The sequence below is a fragment of the Actinomadura coerulea genome (genome assembly GCF_014208105.1).
Taxonomy (GTDB): Bacteria; Actinomycetota; Actinomycetes; order Streptosporangiales; family Streptosporangiaceae; genus Spirillospora; species Spirillospora coerulea.
The window spans coordinates 3109275-3126107 of the sequence record NZ_JACHMQ010000001.1 but is presented as its reverse complement, the minus strand read 5'-3'; the positions used below and the strand labels follow the sequence as shown (position 1 = coordinate 3126107).

General features: G+C 72.1%; 15 protein-coding genes. 6 read left to right on the top strand and 9 right to left on the bottom strand.

What is annotated here, in order from left to right; translation table 11 throughout:
- The first annotated feature begins 408 nt into the window (after positions 1-408).
- The gene (locus BKA00_RS14400) at positions 409-3891 is read left to right on the top strand and encodes an AAA family ATPase (RefSeq protein ID WP_185025374.1); all 3483 of its coding nucleotides are present in this window, start codon (positions 409-411) and stop codon (positions 3889-3891) included.
- Positions 3892-4337: 446 nt separating this feature from the next.
- Here BKA00_RS14400 and BKA00_RS39850 read toward each other — a convergent pair whose 3' ends face one another.
- Positions 4338-5276, bottom strand: coding sequence for a hypothetical protein (locus BKA00_RS39850; protein WP_185025373.1), 939 nt, complete (start codon positions 5274-5276; stop codon positions 4338-4340).
- 236 nt (positions 5277-5512) lie between these two features.
- On the opposite strand from BKA00_RS39850, the gene BKA00_RS14390 reads away from it, so the two are divergent.
- Positions 5513-6079 (top strand): hypothetical protein, encoded by a 567-nt coding sequence (locus BKA00_RS14390; RefSeq protein ID WP_185025372.1) that lies wholly within the window; start codon positions 5513-5515, stop codon positions 6077-6079.
- A gap of 19 nt (positions 6080-6098) precedes the next feature.
- On the opposite strand, the gene BKA00_RS14385 is transcribed toward BKA00_RS14390, so the two are convergent.
- A complete protein-coding gene (locus tag BKA00_RS14385) occupies positions 6099-6491 on the bottom strand; it encodes a PPOX class F420-dependent oxidoreductase (RefSeq protein ID WP_185025371.1) in 393 nt (130 codons plus the stop codon).
- A 17-nt stretch (positions 6492-6508) separates the two neighbouring features.
- Positions 6509-7003, bottom strand: coding sequence for an NUDIX hydrolase (locus BKA00_RS14380; RefSeq protein WP_185025370.1), 495 nt, complete (start codon positions 7001-7003; stop codon positions 6509-6511).
- A 146-nt stretch (positions 7004-7149) separates the two neighbouring features.
- Here BKA00_RS14380 and BKA00_RS14375 point away from each other — a divergent pair, with 146 nt between their 5' ends.
- Together BKA00_RS14375 and BKA00_RS14370 are read left to right on the top strand one after the other, a co-directional pair.
- Positions 7150-7455 carry a PGPGW domain-containing protein gene (locus BKA00_RS14375; RefSeq protein WP_230299085.1) on the top strand — a complete coding sequence of 102 codons (306 nt, stop codon included), beginning with the start codon at positions 7150-7152 and terminating at the stop codon, positions 7453-7455.
- A 410-nt stretch (positions 7456-7865) separates the two neighbouring features.
- Positions 7866-8681 carry an SGNH/GDSL hydrolase family protein gene (locus BKA00_RS14370; RefSeq protein ID WP_185025369.1) on the top strand — a complete coding sequence of 272 codons (816 nt, stop codon included), beginning with the start codon at positions 7866-7868 and terminating at the stop codon, positions 8679-8681.
- Here BKA00_RS14370 and BKA00_RS14365 read toward each other — a convergent pair.
- Entirely contained in the window at positions 8627-9796 is a 1170-nt protein-coding gene (locus tag BKA00_RS14365; RefSeq protein ID WP_185025368.1) for a Cmx/CmrA family chloramphenicol efflux MFS transporter, read from the bottom strand. The genes BKA00_RS14370 and BKA00_RS14365 overlap by 55 nt on opposite strands.
- Before the next feature lie 269 nt (positions 9797-10065).
- Here BKA00_RS14365 and BKA00_RS14360 point away from each other — a divergent pair, with 269 nt between their 5' ends.
- Together BKA00_RS14360 and BKA00_RS14355 are read left to right on the top strand one after the other, a co-directional pair.
- Positions 10066-10638 carry a TetR/AcrR family transcriptional regulator gene (locus BKA00_RS14360; RefSeq protein WP_185025367.1) on the top strand — a complete coding sequence of 191 codons (573 nt, stop codon included), beginning with the start codon at positions 10066-10068 and terminating at the stop codon, positions 10636-10638.
- Positions 10628-11437 (top strand): amidohydrolase family protein, encoded by an 810-nt coding sequence (locus tag BKA00_RS14355; RefSeq protein WP_185025366.1) that lies wholly within the window; start codon positions 10628-10630, stop codon positions 11435-11437. Before BKA00_RS14360 ends, BKA00_RS14355 begins: the two co-directional genes overlap by 11 nt.
- A 135-nt stretch (positions 11438-11572) precedes the next feature.
- On the opposite strand, the gene BKA00_RS14350 is transcribed toward BKA00_RS14355, so the two are convergent.
- The 5 genes from BKA00_RS14350 to BKA00_RS14330 all read right to left on the bottom strand — a co-directional run bounded on the left by BKA00_RS14350 (position 11573) and on the right by BKA00_RS14330 (position 16774).
- Positions 11573-12616: a lysylphosphatidylglycerol synthase transmembrane domain-containing protein gene (locus tag BKA00_RS14350; protein ID WP_185025365.1), complete on the bottom strand. Its 1044-nt coding sequence runs from the start codon at positions 12614-12616 to the stop codon at positions 11573-11575.
- Between the two features lie 92 nt (positions 12617-12708).
- Positions 12709-13629: an oxygenase MpaB family protein gene (locus tag BKA00_RS14345; protein WP_185025364.1), complete on the bottom strand. Its 921-nt coding sequence runs from the start codon at positions 13627-13629 to the stop codon at positions 12709-12711.
- 194 nt (positions 13630-13823) lie between these two features.
- Complete coding sequence (locus tag BKA00_RS14340; RefSeq protein WP_185025363.1) at positions 13824-15017, bottom strand: thiolase C-terminal domain-containing protein; 1194 nt, start codon at positions 15015-15017, stop codon at positions 13824-13826.
- Between the two features lie 100 nt (positions 15018-15117).
- Complete coding sequence (locus BKA00_RS14335; RefSeq protein ID WP_185025362.1) at positions 15118-16176, bottom strand: threonine aldolase family protein; 1059 nt, start codon at positions 16174-16176, stop codon at positions 15118-15120.
- 34 nt (positions 16177-16210) lie between these two features.
- The gene (locus BKA00_RS14330) at positions 16211-16774 is read right to left on the bottom strand and encodes a hypothetical protein (protein ID WP_185025361.1); all 564 of its coding nucleotides are present in this window, start codon (positions 16772-16774) and stop codon (positions 16211-16213) included.
- Positions 16775-16833 lie beyond the last annotated feature (59 nt).

The window sequence follows — 16833 nt, the reverse complement described above, 5'->3', positions numbered from 1 at the left end:
CCCTTGACGCGCGGGGCTGACGTCGCAAGCACACCGGTCCCCTATGTAATCGTGCACGTACGAACTTTGCACGTGCGCCCTTTGGTCCGCTGAAAGGTGCCATGTGTTATGAGTCGCCCATGAGCTGCTATGCGACATAATCGTCCATTGCAGACGACCTGCCTAGAGTAATCAATGGTCCAGGCGGTACTTTTCAACCGTTGCGTCACCGTCCTGTTTGTGGAGGTAAGGGGCTCTCTGGGGTGTTGTGTGCCGTGCCTGTGCATGGCCTGGCAACTTCCGGCCCTGACTCGAGCGGGGAAATGGCGGCTCACGCTCCTACCATGGCCCGTCGGACGGCCTGCCGCCGTCGAGCAGCGCGGCAGACGGCCATCACTGCCGGAACGGCGTATTCGGGAGATGGGTGCGATGCCACTACCGGAACATCTGGAACTCCTCGTCACCGACGAGCCGATGCTGGATCTGTGGTCGGTCGGCCCATGGCGGGTCCCCGACGGCCTGTGCGAGGAGATCGGCGCGCGCGTCGACAAACTGGTGGCTGACCCGCGCTATGCGAACTTGACCACGGACAGGAGCGTCAACCTCACGACCCCGGCTCCTCTCGTGGTGGCGGAGCTCATCCTCACGACCGAGTTCCTGTTCGGCGCATCGACCCTTCGCACCGGTTCACATGCACAGCTGAAACGGCATTGCTTCGGCGCTTACCACAAGAAGGGCCACGGCCCTCTGAGCGGCGCCGATGACTGGTACGTCAGCCGGGGAGAGTTCCTTCCCCTGCACTGGCTGGAGAACGTGCCGGATCTCGGCCTCGCGTTGGAGTTGAACCGCAAGTCGCTGGACGTCCTGGCGGGGATCGAGCCGCTGGAGGCGAGGCGGCAGGCGCTGATACGGCTCTTCGACGATCCGCCGCCGGCGCTCAACGACATGGAGGACACCGACCGTGCGGCGGCGTGGGCCGCGCGGGCCGATGACGCCACGGTGGCGGTCCTGCCGGAACTCGCCGGGCCGATCGGATACCTGGAGTGGGTCTGGTCAGGGCTGCGGCCGCTGCACGAGCATCTGCTGGAGGCGGCCCCGCACAAGGAGTCGGCGGACGACCTGCTCGTCAGTCTTCTCCGGAATGCCGGACTCGACGCTGTTCCCGTCGGGTTCTCCGCCGTCGTCGGCGAAGAGTCCTTCCGGGGACTGCTGGACCGGTTCGCCGCCCAGGGGTCCGGCTTTGACCGCGAGTCCTGGACGGACGCGACCGGAGGCTGGCTCTGCAGGGCGCTGGGCGCGGGTGAAGCCGAAGCCTGCAGGCGCTGGCTGGACTTCGCGGCGCGCTTCATCGGCGCGGCGCACGGTCTTCCTGGCAACGCCCTGTTCCCCGAGGGCGTCTGGCTCCCGGTCAGGACATTCATGCGGCAGCTGAGGCAGCTCTATGCTCCCCGCCGCCGCGTCGTCAACCCGGTGATGTCCACGCTCTCGTCAGGTCCGTCCTCGCAGTCGCCGGGCGATGAGGAGGGCCGGGAGGCGGACGCCGCCTTCGGGCTGGTCGGACAGCCCGACGTCGTCGCCGCGCTGAAGGAGATCACCACCAGCGCCGGGGACCTCCGGCTCCTGCTGGCCGGCCCGGACGGCACCGGGAAGCGGGACGCCGCCAGGGAGGCCGCCCGGCTGCTCACCGACCGCCGCGTCACCGGAGATCCGCTCTGGCAGGCCGGCGACCACTACGCGGACAAGACGGCATCGGCCGCCACGATGAAGATGCTGGACGCCATCCGGGACTGCGCCGGGAAGCGGGTACTGATCATCGATGGCCTCGACGACCTGGCGCGCAACGAGGACGCCGGTGCGGCGGCGCTAGAGGAGCTGCACCGGGCCATCGACGTCCGGGACGGCCTGCACGTCGTCGCGCTGTGCGAGCCGGGCGGCGACGAGGTGGTCCGTGGGGTCAACCCTGCGCTGGCCCTGCGGTTCACGACGGTGCCCACGCATCCCTTCGACGCCGAAGGCTTCGCCGAGCTGTTCCGCCGCGCGCTGGACGAGCGCGGGGCCCGCGCGGACGAGGGAGCCCTGACCGCGGCGGGAGAGCTGCTGGTCCGGACACCGCCGGTGCGCAATCTCCGCAACGCCCGCCTCGCGCCCTACCTCGCCGGTCTCGTCCTGGCGGCCGTGCGCGAGCGGACGGAACCGGGCGAGGACCTCCTCGTCACGAGTGCCGACATCCCCGCCTCCCTGGGCGAGGCGAAGCAGGCCGCCGACCCGATGGCCGAGCTGAACGCCCTGACCGGCCTGGACGCGGTCAAGCAGGAGATCGAGCTGGTCGCCGCGCGCGTCCGGGCCGGGAGCCTGCGCCGGGACGCGGGGCTGTCAGCGGCCCCGCCGCCCGCCCTCCACATGGTGTTCACCGGCAACCCCGGCACCGGCAAGACGGTCGTCGCACGGCTGGTCGCCCGGATCTTCAAGAACCTCGGCGTGCTGTCGTCCGGGCATCTGGTCGAGGCGTCCCGCGCCCGGCTCGTCGGCCGGTACATCGGCCAGACGGCGCCCAAGACCCGCGAGGTCGTGCAGAGCGCGGTCGGCGGCGTGCTGCTGATCGACGAGGCGTACTCGCTCACGCAGAGCGCCTCCGAGAACGACTACGGCCCCGAGGCGATCGCGGAACTGCTGAAGGCGCTGGAGGACCATCGCGACGACCTGGTGGTGATCGTCGCCGGCTACGAGAGCGAGATGCAGCGCTTCCTCACCGCGAATCCGGGGCTGGCCTCCCGGTTCCCCACCAGTATCCGGTTTCCCGACTTCACCGACGCCGAACTCGTGGAGATCTTCACCGGCCAGGCCGCCGCGGCCGGCGTGGAGCCGTCCGCCGCCGCGCTCGGCAAGGTCTCCGAGCTGCTCCGGCGTTCGCCGCGCGTCCGGTCCTTCGGCAACGCCCGCGTCATGCGCAACCTCTGCGAACGCGCCGTCGCCCTGCAGGCCCGCCGCGTCACGGCGCTCGGCGCCCCCTCCACCGACGACCTCGCCGCCCTCGGCCCGGAGGACATCCCGGACGTGCTGAGCGGCACCACCCGCGCCCCGTCCGTCACCGACCCCTTCGCCGAACTCGACGCGCTCATCGGGCTGGACGAGGTCAAGCGGGAGGTCCGCGGGCTGATCGCCGAGGCCCGCGCCGCCGACCTGCGCCGCGGCGTCGGCGCGAAGCCCGCCGCGCCCACCCGGCACATGGTGTTCACCGGCAACCCCGGCACCGCCAAGACGACCGTCGCCCGGCTCGTCGCGGACGTCTACGCGCAGCTGGGCCTGCTGTCCAGCGGCCATATGGTCGAGGCGTCCCGCGCCGATCTGATCGCCCCCTACCTCGGGCAGACCGCGCCCCGCGTCCGCGCCGCCGTGGAGCGGGCGCTGGGCGGCGTCCTCTTCCTGGACGAGGCCTACGCGCTGGCGTCCGACGCCTACGGGCAGGAGGCCATCGCCACGCTGATCCAGCTCATGGAGGAGTACCGGGGCGACCTCGTCGTCATCGCCGCCGGATACGAACGCGAGATGCGCCGCTTCCTCGCCGCCAACTCGGGGCTGGAATCGCGCTTCCCCAAGCGCATCGCCTTCCCCGACTACACCGACGGCGAACTCGCCGAGATCTTCCAGTGCCTCGCCGCGGCCGAGGGCTTCACCCTGGCCCCGGACGTCCCCGGCCGGCTCCGCGCCCTGCTCCGGAGCAGCGCCCGCGGACCGTCCTTCGGCAACGGCCGGCTCATGCGCAACCTCCTCGACGCCGCCATCGCGTCCCAGGCGCAGCGCATCACCGCCGGAGACCGCCCGGACGACGCCGAGATCACCACCCTGCGCGCCGCCGACCTGCGGCCCGTCACCCCCGAAACGCGGTCGAAGAATGTGGGGCTGTATCTCTGATCGCCCACGCGTCCCTCCGCCGGCCATGCGGCCTGGTCCTGCGGGTCGGCGGGCAGGACTTGATGGTCGGGAGTGCGCCGGTGACCAGGCCGGAGGATCATACGAGAGGACGCCACCGCCGCGTTACCGTTCGATGGAGTTGCCTTATCCGAGGAGTCGCCGTGAGGCCGCCGATGTGCTTTGTCTGCCTGCGCTCGATGAAGGACGGGGATTCTTTCTCCTCGTTCGAGACCGTTCAGTTCGCAGTCAGCCCGGAGGAAGAGGTATGGCAACGGGAACGGGACCGGCAGGGGTGGTGCGGCCACCCTTCGGAGGTGGAATGGTTCTGCGACGAGCATGTCGCGCAAGCGAGGGACCTTTCGCACCTGCATTGGCGTGATGCGCTGGGGAGGCTGGCGCGGCAGCGGAGACCGGCTGGTGAAGAACGGTGACCACGCTGCGCGGGGTCATGACGGGCGGTGGCCAGGTGCGTCCGGCGGCCAGTTGGTCGGCTTGACCGTCAGGTGAAGGCCACCGCGCCACGGGGATCTGGTCTTCGGTACCAGGCGGACCGTGACGGGGACGCCTCCGGTCCGGAGGGTCGGGAATTCGCCCGGCCGGGCGGACCGGGAGAGGTAGGCGAGGCCCTGCCGCAGGAGGGCGCGCGGCCCCGGGTCCAGGCGGGCCGCCCATGGCGGCTCGGTCTCGCCGCGCAGCCAGGCGTAGCAGGCCATCGCGTAGCCGAATTCGGGCTCGGTCAGATATCCGAGCCGCGAATAGCCGTCGTTGCGGGCGGCGTTCAGGGTGCGCTCGTCCAGATCGCCCAGCGGCTGGACGGAGAAGCCGCGGGTGGCCTCGCCGAACCTCAGGGCGGCGTTCGTGCTGAAGACGCCGAATCCGAAATAGACGGTGAGGAGGTCGGTGAGCCGCTCGTGGTCCTTGCGTTCGTTGGTGATCCGCTCTTCGCCGAGGAGGCGGACATGGCAGAGTTCGTGTGCGATCACGGCGATCAGGTAGGCGGCGTCGGACGCCTCCGTCACGTCGAGCCCGATGACCGCCCGGCCGTTCTCGACGTAGTAGTGCCCGACCGCGCGCTTGCCTTCGCGGGTGGTCGCGTCCTCGCCCTCCCGGTCGAACAGTTCCACGGTGAGTTCGGTTCGGTCGATCCCCATCTGCTCGCACGTCCGTGCGACCGCGTCGTCGATCTGCTTCGGCGTGCCGGTGTAGCCGGCGGACCGCAGATCCGGTCGGGGCAGGACGATCGGCCGCATCACCGGGTCCCGGCCGAACTCCTCGACGAACCAGGTGATCGAGGCCTCGATCCACGCCTGCTGCGCGAAGCCGACCGGGCACCCGGCGCTGATCGCCGGAGACCACGGCGGGGGCGTCTCGCTTTTCTCGCTCATAGGGTTCCTGACGGTCGTCACCTCACGGCCGTCAGATTTTTATCACGTACTCCGAGCCCGTGGTCGCTATTGGCCGTAAATGGCCTTGGGAGTGGCTCAAAATGGTCGCGTTCGGAATTCGCATGCCCCGCATATCGCTCGTGTAAGTGACTGGTGTGCGAATCCCGCACGTGCGCGACTGAGGGCGTGTCACTTCTGCTTTGCCAGTACGCCCGTCCGGGGGCGACAATGCCGGAGTGGATGGTGACGAGGAGTTCGTCTGGGACGAGTTCTGGGCGAATCTGTGGCCGGTGTGGCGGCGGGTGCTGGCCGGTACCGACGCCGAGGAGCCGCCGCCCGCCGAGGCGATCTTGCGGCGCCGCCGGCTCACGACCGACTACGAGTGGGTGGGGACGTTCGAGCCCGTCCGGTGGCTGACCTCCGTCACCGAGGCCCTGCTCTGGGACGAGAACGGCATGGACCTCGGGCCCCTGGCCGGCCGGTCATGGGACCTGCTGCAACTCGCCGGACCCGCCTCCAACGTGGATCTGGCGCAGCTCGCCGGCACCCCCGTCCGCCGACTCATCCTGTCCAACCTCGACGTCGTCGGCCTGTCGAGCCTCACGGACATCGTCGGCCTGGAGTCCCTCACCCTCGCCCACGGCGACTTCGGGCCGCTGCCGCCCCTCGACCGGCTCGCGGAAGTCGTCCTGTACGCGGAGGGGGAGGTCGATCTGTCGGCCGCGGACCGTCCCGGCCTGCGGGTGGTCCGCCGCGACGAGATCTACCTCCCTCCCTTCGGCCCCGGCGACGTCGGCGCCTGACGGTCAGAGCCGGGCGGGGCTACTCGATGGTGCGCTTGGTCATCCCGTCGGCGGCGGGGTCGATGCCCCAGCTGAAGACGGTGTGCGGGTGGACGCGGATGACGTCGCCGCTGAAGCGGGAGTCCTCCGCGACCGCGGTCTCGGCGCGTCCGCGGATCTCGATGCCCCGCACCCGCCACGGGTTGACGGAGACCAGGTCGTCCACGACGAAGGCGACCTGGTCGTTGTGGCGGAGGTTGCGGTACTTGCGGGATTCGGCGAGATTCCAGCCGCCGATGTCGATCGTGCCGGTCTCGGCGTTGTAGGCGAACCCGACGGGGTTGTTCTGCGGGTCGCCCTTGGGGCCGACGGTGGCGAGGCGGCCGAGGCGCTGGGTGGAGAGGTATTCGCGTTCGAGGTCGGTGAGGCTCATGCCACCAGGCTGCGACCTCAACCGCGGTCGAGGTCAAGAGAGGCGATGACGGCGCGGAGCCGGGGCGACATCTCGCCGGGGAGCGCGTCGAGAGGCCACCAGCGGGCCTCCAGGATCTCGCCCGCGTCCAGGTCGAGCCGCCCGCCGACGACCCGGGCCGCGTAGTAGGCCTCGACCCGGTGGCGGAACCCGCTCGCGACGTGGAGCGGCGGCCCGGTGACCTCGACCTCCAGGGCCGTCTCCTCCCGGACCTCGCGCGCGACCCCGTCCTCGAGCCGCTCGCAGGCGTCGACGTATCCGCCCGGCAGGCCCCAGGCGCGGTACGCGGGCCACAGCCGGTGCCGGAGCAGCAGGATCCGCCCCTGTTCGTCCCGGACGATCCCTCCCGCGTACACCAGGAACGTCTGGTGCCGGAGCCGCGCGAGCCGCCACTGCGCGCGGCCGCTCAGCCGCCTCCACACCGGCGCGGCCAGGGTCCCGAGACGGGCCCGCGCGCCGAACGGGATCTTCATTTCCGCGATGCTAGCGGGCCGCGGACGGCGGGCGGCCGCTCCGGGGACGGGCCTGTGACTCTGGCCACACCGCGCCCGATCGGGGATCTTCGGCGGTGTGCCGGTTCGTCCCAGAAGAAAGCCTTGTACGCAGATCGGGGGACGATGTGACCACGACCGCCATGGACCGCGCCGGGACGGACGCCGAGGCGGCGGCCGCGAGCCGCCGCGGCGCGCACGTCCGACTGCTCCGCAAGATCGGCGTCGCGGTCGCCGGCGCCGCCCTGATCGTCGCGGGCGTCGCCATGCTCGTGCTGCCCGGTCCCGGCATCGTCGCGATCCTCGCCGGGCTCGGCCTCCTCGGCACCGAGTTCCCGACCGCGCGGCGCATCAGCACCAGCGTGAACGGCCACGCGCGCGCCGCGTGGCGCCGGGTCCGGGGCGGGGCCTCCCGCCTCGGCCGCAAGGGCTGAGCCCGGGCCGAGCGAGGCGGGTGGGGCGGGACGCAATTCGGGCGTCCTGCCCCACCCGCTTTTTTGGTGCCTGACGCGATTGGTCACTGGATAGTGAATTGTCGCCGCATCGGTCATTTCTTCCGGAGGGGAACCGTGCCCGGTCGCCGGCGGCCGCCCCCGCCGGGCCGGTGAGGGGCGGGCGGGCTGGTGGCGAGCAGGGTGCGTGGGGCAGCACGGGGCTCCTGGGGCCATTGGGAAGCGGTCCGGAATGGTTGTGAGATCTTGGGTCGGCCGCGCAGAGATTTCGGCTGTTTCGGATGGCAATGGCGAATCATGCCAAACAAAGTTGATCAGTCTTGAGCTTGTTATAAAGGTGCCACGGGTATAGGACGGAAGACACAATTCGATACGTCGCCCGGAGTGTGCCGATGCGTCTATCCCGCCCCAGTCTGGTCGCCTTCGGTGCGGCGACCTTCGCCGCCGCCTCACTGCTCGGGTCCGGGGCCGCTTCGGCGGCCGGGCCCGACTACGTCGCCCTCGGCGACTCCTACTCGTCCGGCACGGGGGCCGGGAAGTACGATCCGAACAGCGGAAGCTGCCAGCGCAGCGCCAACGCCTACCCGAACCTGTGGGCGGCGTCGCACGCCACGTCGTCGTACAAGTTCGTCGCCTGCTCCGGCGCGACGACCACGACCATCGCGAGCGGCCAGCTCGGCGCGCTCAGCTCGTCCACGACGCTCGTGAGCGTCACCGCCGGCGGCAACGACGCCGGGTTCGCCGACGTCATGCAGACCTGCGTCCTGCAGTCGAACTCCTCGTGCCAGAGCAGGGTGACGCAGGCCGAGACCTACATGAAGAACACGCTCCCCGGCCAGCTCGACTCGCTGTACGGCAAGATCCGCGCGAAGTCCCCGTCGGCGCGGGTGGTGGTGCTCGGGTACCCGCGCCTCTACATCATCGTCGACTGGTGCGCGGGGCTGAGCAACACCAAGCGCACCGCGCTCAACCACGCCGCCGACACCCTCGACACGGTGGTCTCGGCCGCCGCGGGGCGCGCCGGATTCACCTGGTCGGACGTCCGGGACGAGTTCTCCGGGCACGAGCTGTGCTCCGGCGACGACTGGCTCAACGCGGTCACGATCCCGATCGGCTCGTCCTACCACCCGACCGCGCTGGGCCACCGGTCCGGCTACCTGCCGGCGCTGACGGGCTCGGCGAGCCTGGCCCTCCAGAAGCAGACCTGACCGGCGAGGACCGCGATCGCGCCGGCCATCAGCATCGCGCTCACCCACACGGGCGAGCGGTAGCCGAGGCCGGCGCCGATCGCGGCGCCGCCGAGCCACGGGCCGAGCGTCCCGCCGACGTTGAACGCCGCGGTGGCGAACCCGCCGGCCAGCGTCGGCGCCGCGGACCCCTGCTCCAGGACGCGTGAGATCAGCGCCGGGCCCGTCCCGAACGCCAGCATCCCCTGCACGAACACCAGCACGACCACCGCCGCGGGGCTTCCGGCCGTCAGCGCGAGGACGGCCCACCCGGCGGTCAGGGACGTCATGCCCGCCGCGATGAGCGCGGCCGGATGCGCGTCGGCGATCCGTCCGCCGATGGTGACGCCCGCGAACGACCCGGCGCCGAAGAGCGCCAGCAGCGCCGGCACCCAGGCGGAGCCGAAACCGGCGACGTTCGTGGCGAGCGGCGCGAGGTAGGTGAACGTGCAGAACGTCGCGCCCTGGAACAGCGCGTTGACGGAGAGGGTGAGCAGCAGGCGGCCGTTGGCCAGGGCGCGCAGCTCGCTGCGGGCGCTGCCCGCGGACGGGCGCTCCTCGGGGATCGCCTTGGCGATCGCGGCGACGGCGGGCAGCGAGACCAGCGCGACCGCCCAGAAGGCGGCACGCCAGCCCCACGCGCCGCCGAGCACCGCGCCCGCCGGGACCCCGGCGACGCAGGCGACGGTGACGCCGCCGACCACGACGGACGTGGCTCGGGCGCGGGCGGCGGGAGGCACGAGCGCGGTCGCGGTGGCGAGCGCGACGGCCCAGAACCCGGCGTTGGCCAGGGCGGCGGCGACGCGGGTCGCCAGCAGCACCGCGTAGCTGGTGGTGAGGGCGCCGGCGACGTGGACGGCGACGAAGGCGACCAGGAACGCCAGCAGCGCGCGGCGGCGCGGCCACCGGCGGGCCAGCAGCGTCATGGACGGGGCGCCGATCACCATGCCGACGGCGAAGGCGGAGGTGAGCAGGCCGGCGGCGGGGATGGACACGCCCAGGTCGGCGGCGATGCCCGGGACGAGCCCGGACAGCATGAATTCGGAGGTGCCCTGGGCGAACACGGCGAGCCCGAGGACGTAGACGGCGAATGGCAAGGGGAGACTCCCGAGACGGCGAACAGGTCGGCTGTCGATGGGGGCTGCGCCGAGACGGCCGTCCGGCATCGGCACGGACGGCGACGGCAGAAGAAGATCCCTCGGATGCGAGGGCGAGGAAGGCAGCCCGCCTCAGGCGGCCCGCACGAAGGGGAGCCGCCCGGGAGTCAGCGTCTGTCGGACTCGGGGCTGGACATGGTCATGAGGCTAGCAGGGGCCCGGACGGCCCCCGTACAGAACATTGTTCTGGCATGGCAGAATAATGTTCTATGAAGGAGGCCGGACGGGAGCGGATCCTGCGGGCGGCGCTGGAGCTGTTCGGGCGCGACGGGGTCGCCGGGACGACGCTGAGCGGGCTCAGGGCGGCGAGCGGGGTGAGCGTGGGCAGCTTCTACCACCACTTCTCCGGCAAGGAGCAGGTGGCGGAGGCGCTGTTCGTCGAGAGCATCGGGATGTACCAGGACGCCTTCCTCGCCGAGCTGAAGGCCCACGGCGGCGCGCGGGAGGCGGTGACGTCCGTCGTGGCCTTCCACGTGCGGTGGTGCGGGGAGCACCCAGACAGGGCCCGGTTCATGTTCACGGAACGTCCCGCCGGGAGCGCGGGGCTCGCCGAGCGCAACGGCGTGTTCTTCCGCGAGGTGCGCAGCTGGTGGCGCGTCCAGGCGCGGCACGGCGTGCTGCTCGACGTGGACGCGGTGACGGCGTTCGTCCTGTGGCTCGGGCCCGCCCAGGAGCTGTGCCGGCTGTGGTTGAACGGCCAGTGCCCCGAACCGGACGGCGGGCAGGTCGAATTGCTGAGCGAGGCCGCATGGCGGTCGGTGGGAGGTCCCCATGGTGATTGACGCGTGGATGCAGCACGGGACGGTGCGGTTCCTGCGGCACGAGATGCTCGACTCGCTCTGGAGGTGGACCGGGCAGGAGCCGCCGGAGGAGGAGGTCCCGGTCGGTACCACGGTCGCGGCGATGGACGCCGGGGGAGTGGACGTCGGCCTGATCAGCGCCTGGTACGGGCCGGAGGGCGCTCTCGTGAGCAACGACGAGGTCGCGTCGTTCGTCCGGCAGGCCCCCGGCCGGCTCGCCGGCATCGCCTCGGTCGACCTGCGCAAGCCGATGGAGGCCGTGCGGGAACTGAGGCGGTGCGTGCGCGAACTGGGCTTCAAGGGGCTGCGCGTGGTGCCCTGGCTGTGGGAGCTGCCGCCCACCGACCGGCGGTTCTACCCCCTGTTCGCCGAATGCGTGGAGCTCGGCGTGCCCTTCTGCACGCAGGTCGGCCACACGGGCCCGCTGCGCCCGAGTGAGACGGGCCGGCCCATCCCGTACGTCGACCAGGTGGCGCTCGACTTCCCCGAGCTCGTCATCGTGGGCGGCCACATCGGCTATCCGTGGACGGAGGAGATGGTCGCGGTGTGCCGGAAGCACCCGAACGTCTACATCGACACGTCCGCCTACACGGTCCGCCGGTACCCGCCGGAGCTCGTCCGGTACATGACCCAGGACCGGCACCACAAGGTCATGTTCGGCACCAACTACCCGATGCTGACCGCCGAGCGGGCGCTCAAGGGCCTGGACGACCTGGGGCTGGACGAGGACGCGCGGGAGGCGTTCCTCGCGGGCAACGCCCGCGAGGTCTTCCGTCTGTAATTGATCTACAACGTAAAGGCCCGCTGCCGGCGATGCCGCTCGCCGCTCGCCGTCGCGCCGGGCCTTCAGCCCGACCAGCGGCCCTCCCTCACGCGGCGAGGGAGGGCCGCACGCCTGCTGAGCACGACGAAGGGGTCACCGCCGGAGCGTCCGGCAGGCCAGGAGTCCCAGGGGGACGGGGGCCCAGAAGGTGACCGCCCGGAACAGCAGGACGGCGTGCAGGGCCGGGCCCGCGGCGATGCCGAGGGCGGCGAGCGCGGCGACGAGGGCGGCCTCGGTGGAGCCGACGCCGCCGGGCGTCGGGACGGCCGAGCCCGCCGCGGCCCCCACCAGGTAGGCGGCGAGGAGCGCGGGCGCCATCGCGGGGCCCACCGCCGTCCCGGGGACGGCGAGGACGCTGAGGGCGAACGCGACGCCGAGGACGAGCGTGGTCCCCGCGGACGCGGCGAGGGTGACCGCGAGGTCGCGCGGGCGGCGGCACAGGTCGGCGAGTCCGGCCGCGGCGCTGCGGGCCGCGGTGGAGCGGACCGCGCGGCGGCCCCACAGTACGGCGGCGGGGAGCAGGACGCCGCCGGCGACGAGCAGCGGGAGGGGCGGGACGAGGCCGGCGGCCCGGGAGGCGTGGTGGCCGAGGGCGTCCAGCATCCGGTCGTTCCCGGCTCCCGGGGCCAGGACGGCGCCGAGGCCGACGACCGCGCCCATGAGCAGCAGGTCGGCGGGGACGCCGGCCACCTGGAGGACCGCCACGGCGACGGCGGCGCGGGGCAGCGGCAGCCCTCGGCAGACGAGGTAGCGGGTGTTGACGGCCGCGGCGCCGAGTCCGCCCGGTGTGACGCGGTTGGCGGCCGACGCGGTGAGCTGCGTCATCGTCGTCCGGACAAGGGGGAGCGGGCGGCCCGCCGCGCCGCGCAGCGCGACCGCCGAGCAGACGTAGTGCAGCAGGGACAGCAGGACCAGGCCGGGCAGGAACCCCCAGCGCATGTGGCCGATCGCGGCGAGGGCCGGCCGTACCGGGCCGGCGGTCGCCAGGACGGCGGCGGTGAGGGCGGTCAGCAGGAGCGCGGCGGCCCCCCAGCGGGCCCGGTGGATCCGCTGGACGAGGGACGGTGTCGCGGCGTCGGCGCCAAGGCCGAGCTTGGCGGCCGCCGCGGGATCCGCGCCGACGGTGATCGTCTCCACACCTCAGTGTCCGGTTACCCGCCTGAAGCGCATGCGACCTCCGGGCCCCTTCGACAAGAACGTTGCGTGACCTGCGGGGAGAAGGGCGCCGCTCAGGCGGCCGGGTGGTAGCGGTTCTCGCGGGTCTGGGCGCCGATGTAGCGCAGCATGCTGCGCAGGGCCCAGTGGTTGAGGCCGGTGGGCATCATGCGGTAGCCCTGCCGGTTGGCCAGGGCCAGCGCGGCGAACCGGGCCTGGTCGAGCGGGGACCACGGGATGTCGAAGCGGTCCCGGACGACCTGCGGCAGGCAGCCGAAGGTGATCAGGCGGAGCGGGCGCTCGATGACGAGGCGTCCGGCGCGGTCGATGCGGGGGCCGCCGACGGGCAGCAGGGTGACGGTGCCGGAGCCGTGCTTGGCGATCTCCAGGGCGCGGGCGGCGGCGGGGGTGAGTTCGAGCGTCCGGGCGCAGATGTGCCAGAACCTGGACTGGAAGGCGGCGTAGTCGGCGGGGACGGGCCGCATGCTGACGCCGTAGCGGGAGTACCAGGTGACGGTCTCGGCGTACATCTGCTCGTGGTCCTCGGCGGTGAGCGTGCCGGGGTGGAAGGTCTCGGCGGCCTTGAAGATCTCCCAGGTGAACGTGGCGTGCGCCCACCAGAACGTCTCGGGTTCGAGGGCGTGGTAGCGGCGGGCGCGCTCGTCCACGCCGCCGATGGCGCGGTGCAGGTCGCGGATGGTGCGGGCGCGGGCGGCGCCGTCCGGGGCGAGGATCGTCGCCCAGATCTGCGGGACGGACCGGTGGATCCGGTCGAAGGGGGCGTCGAAGAACGCGGAGTGCTCGGTGACGCCGGCGCCGATGCCGGGGTGCATGAGCTGCATCAGCCCGGCGGCGGCGCCGGGGAGCAGGGAGCGCAGGTCGGCGGCGTGCCGCCAGAGGAGCGTGCCGGGGCCGAGCGGGGCGCGGGGCGCCGTGCGGGCGGGCCCGCGCGCGGCGGCGGCGACGACCGTGGGGGGCGGGGGAGGGGTGGGCATCGCACCTCCTGCCGGCGGTTGCTCACCTCACCGTAACGACTGTGAGACAAAAGTCAATCTTTGTCGCATGAGCTGGCGCCCGGTGAGCGTCCGCCGCGCCGGGACGATTTCGTCCCGTCCCTCTACGCGCGGCCCGGCCGGGTGGCGCGTGGAGGGACGGGGCGAGCGGACCTGGCCCCGCTGCCTGCCGAGGCTCAGGCGGTCGCGGGCTTGTACACGGCGACGGCGCAGGCGCTGCCGAGACCGATGTTGTGCTGGAGGGCGACGCGGGCGCCGTCCACCTGGCGGGCGCCGGCCTTGCCGCGCAGCTGCCAGGTCAGCTCGGCGCACTGGGCGAGGCCGGTGGCGCCGAGGGGGTGCCCCTTGGAGATGAGGCCGCCGGAGGGGTTGACGACCCACCTGCCGCCGTAGGTGGTGGCCTCGTCGTCGACGAGCTTGTGGCCCTCGCCGACCTCGGCCATGCCGAGCGCCTCGTAGGTGATGAGCTCGTTGGCGCTGAAGCAGTCGTGCAGTTCGATGACGTCGACGTCGTCGATGGAGACCTGGGCCTCGTCCATCGCCTTCCGGGCGGCGCGCTGGGAGACGCCGAAGCCGACGACCTGGATGGAGGAGTGGTCGGCGAAGCTCTCCTGCGTGTCGGTCGCGATGTGGTGGCCGGCAATCTCGACGGCCTGGTCCCACAGGTCGTGCTCGTCCAGGAACCGCTCGCTGACGACGAGCGCGGCGCCGGCGCCGTCGGAGGTGGGGGAGCACTGCAGCTTGGTCAGCGGGTCGAAGATCATCGTGGCGTTCTTGACGTCGTCGAGGGAGTACTCGGTCTGGAACTGCGCGTAGGGGTTGTTGACCGAGTGCTTGTGGTTCTTCCAGCCGATCCAGGCGTAGTGGTCGGGGGTCGAGCCGTACTTCTCCATGTGCTCGCGGCCGGCGTTGCCGAACATCTGCGGCATGGGCGCCTTGTCCAGCTCCCACTCGCGGCCCGCGGTCATGGAGCGCAGGTGGTGGTCGATGATGGTGACCTTGGACTCGCCCATGCCGGCGCCGAGCGAGCCCTTCTTCATCTTCTCCATGCCGAGCGCGAGGGCGCAGTCGGCGAGGCCGCCGCGGACGGCCTGGCGGGCGAGGAACAGCGCGCTCGACCCGGTCGCGCACGCGTTCATGACGGTCATGACCGGGATGCCGGTCAGGCCGGTCTCGTAGAGGGCGCGCTGGCCCATCGATCCGTACATCGAGCCGGCGTAGGCCGTCTCGACGGCGTCGTAGCCGACGCCCGCGTCCTCCAGGGCGTTGCCGACGGCCTCCTTGGCCATGTCGGGGTACTCCCAGTCGCGGGAGCCGGGCTTCTCGAACTTGGTCATGCCCACGCCGACGACGAAGGTGCGGTTGGCCATCGAGCTCGCCTCCTGTAACCGAATCATGTTCGGTCACACCATAACCCGCGGGCCGCCGGGCGGGCGGGGGCGCTCCCGATGATCGGGATGATCGGGCCGGTCAGGCCGCCGTCTCCTCGGCGAGCGCGGCGGCGAAGGCGTCCACGTCCTCCTCGGTCGTGTCGAAGGAGCAGACCCAGCGGACCTCGCCGCTCGCCTCGTCCCAGGTGTAGAAGGGGAACCGCTTGCGCAGCCGCTCGGCCGCGTCCCTCGGCATGAGCGCGAACACCGTGTTGGCCTGCACCGCCTGGGTGATCTCGACGCCGGGGACGGCGCGGGCGGCGGCCTCCAGGCGGCGGGCCATGGCGTTGGCGTGCGCGGCGTTGCGCAGCCACAGGTCGCCGTCCAGCAGCGCGATGAGCTGCGCCGACACGTACCGCATCTTGGACGCCAGCTGCATGCTCGACTTGCGCAGGTAGGCCAGCCCCCGTACGGCGCCCGGATCGAGGACCACGATCGCCTCGCCGAGCAGCAGCCCGTTCTTGGTGCCGCCGAACGACAGCACGTCCACGCCCGCGTCGGTGGTGAGGGCGCGCAGCGGCAGGCCGAGAGAGGCGGCGGCGTTGGCGATGCGGGCGCCGTCCATGTGGACCGACAGGCCGCGCTCGTGCGCCGCCGCCGCCACGGCCGCCGTCTCCCGCGCGGTGTAGACGGTGCCGAGCTCGGTGCTCTGGGTGATCGACACGACGGCCGGCTCCCGCCGCTGGACGTTGCCGAAGCCCGTCGCGTACCGGTCCACCAGTTCGGGGGTGAGCTTGCCGTCCGGCGCCGGCACCGTGACGAGCTTCAGCCCCGCGATCTTCTCGGACGCGCCGCACTCGTCGGTGTTGATGTGGGCCGACTCGGGGCACACCACCGCGCTCCACCGCTCCGACATCGCCTGCAGCGACACCACGTTCGCGCCCGTCCCGTTGAACACCGGGAACACCTCGGCCTGCTCGCCGAAGTGGCGCCGGACGACCTCGCGGAGCCGGGCGGTGACGGAGTCGTCGCCGTAGGCGGGCTGGTGCCCGGTGTTGACCTCGGCCAGGGCCGCGAGGACCTCCGGGTGGACGCTCGCCTGGTTGTCGCTGGCGAAACCGCGCGCGGCGGACGGACGGGTGTCGGACGGCTGAGTCATGCCCCCATTCTCCAGGACGCCCGCCGATGTCCCCTTATGCCGGGCGGTCGGTGAGGTTCTGCAGCGGGGCGGGCGCGGTGTCCGGCGGCGGCTCGGCGGTGCGCAGCGCCATCCGGGCGCGCATCGCGTCCAGGTCGTCGCCGAACCTGGTGACGGTGGACTGCAGGTCGCGCCACAGCCCGGTACGCTGCTCCAGCGCCGCGACCTTGGCGCGCAGGTCGGCGACGCGGCGCTCGGCGGCCTCCAGCCGGACGTGGTCGCCGGCGGTCTCGCGGCCGGTCCGGACGAGGCTGGTGGCGATGGCGGCGAGGTCGCGCTCGGTGTCGTCCATGCGCTCGTCCAGGCGGGGCAGCAGCCGGTCGTTGAGCTCCCCGACCAGGGAGTCGAGCTCGTTGCGGATCGTGCGCAGCTCGGCGCCCTGGACGCGGACCGACCGCTCCACGACCGACAGGCGCTCGACGAGGGCGGGCAGCAGCCGGACGAGCTCCGCCGACCGCTCCAGATCTCGCCCGGCTCTGACGAGGACGCCGGCGCCCTCGCGCAGATGGCGCTCCACCTCGGCGGCGGCGCGGCGGACGAGACCCGGTATCACGGTCATGGCGCTCCCTTCCGGGGCCGGCGGGTGGAATCTCCTTGAACTCTAGGCGCATCGACCGT

Excerpts from the sequence above, each read along its gene's own strand:
- BKA00_RS14400 (WP_185025374.1), top strand. The coding sequence starts at position 409 with ATGCCACTACCGGAACATCTGGAACTCCTCGTCACCGACGAGCCGATG.
- BKA00_RS39850 (WP_185025373.1), bottom strand. The coding sequence starts at position 5,276 with ATGAGCGAGAAAAGCGAGACGCCCCCGCCGTGGTCTCCGGCGATCAGC.
- BKA00_RS14385 (WP_185025371.1), bottom strand. The coding sequence starts at position 6,491 with ATGAGCCTCACCGACCTCGAACGCGAATACCTCTCCACCCAGCGCCTC.
- BKA00_RS14380 (WP_185025370.1), bottom strand. The coding sequence starts at position 7,003 with ATGAAGATCCCGTTCGGCGCGCGGGCCCGTCTCGGGACCCTGGCCGCG.
- BKA00_RS14370 (WP_185025369.1), top strand. The coding sequence starts at position 7,866 with ATGCGTCTATCCCGCCCCAGTCTGGTCGCCTTCGGTGCGGCGACCTTC.
- BKA00_RS14360 (WP_185025367.1), top strand. The coding sequence starts at position 10,066 with ATGAAGGAGGCCGGACGGGAGCGGATCCTGCGGGCGGCGCTGGAGCTG.
- BKA00_RS14355 (WP_185025366.1), top strand. The coding sequence starts at position 10,628 with ATGGTGATTGACGCGTGGATGCAGCACGGGACGGTGCGGTTCCTGCGG.
- BKA00_RS14345 (WP_185025364.1), bottom strand. The coding sequence starts at position 13,629 with ATGCCCACCCCTCCCCCGCCCCCCACGGTCGTCGCCGCCGCCGCGCGC.
- BKA00_RS14340 (WP_185025363.1), bottom strand. The coding sequence starts at position 15,017 with ATGGCCAACCGCACCTTCGTCGTCGGCGTGGGCATGACCAAGTTCGAG.
- BKA00_RS14335 (WP_185025362.1), bottom strand. The coding sequence starts at position 16,176 with ATGACTCAGCCGTCCGACACCCGTCCGTCCGCCGCGCGCGGTTTCGCC.
- BKA00_RS14330 (WP_185025361.1), bottom strand. The coding sequence starts at position 16,774 with ATGACCGTGATACCGGGTCTCGTCCGCCGCGCCGCCGCCGAGGTGGAG.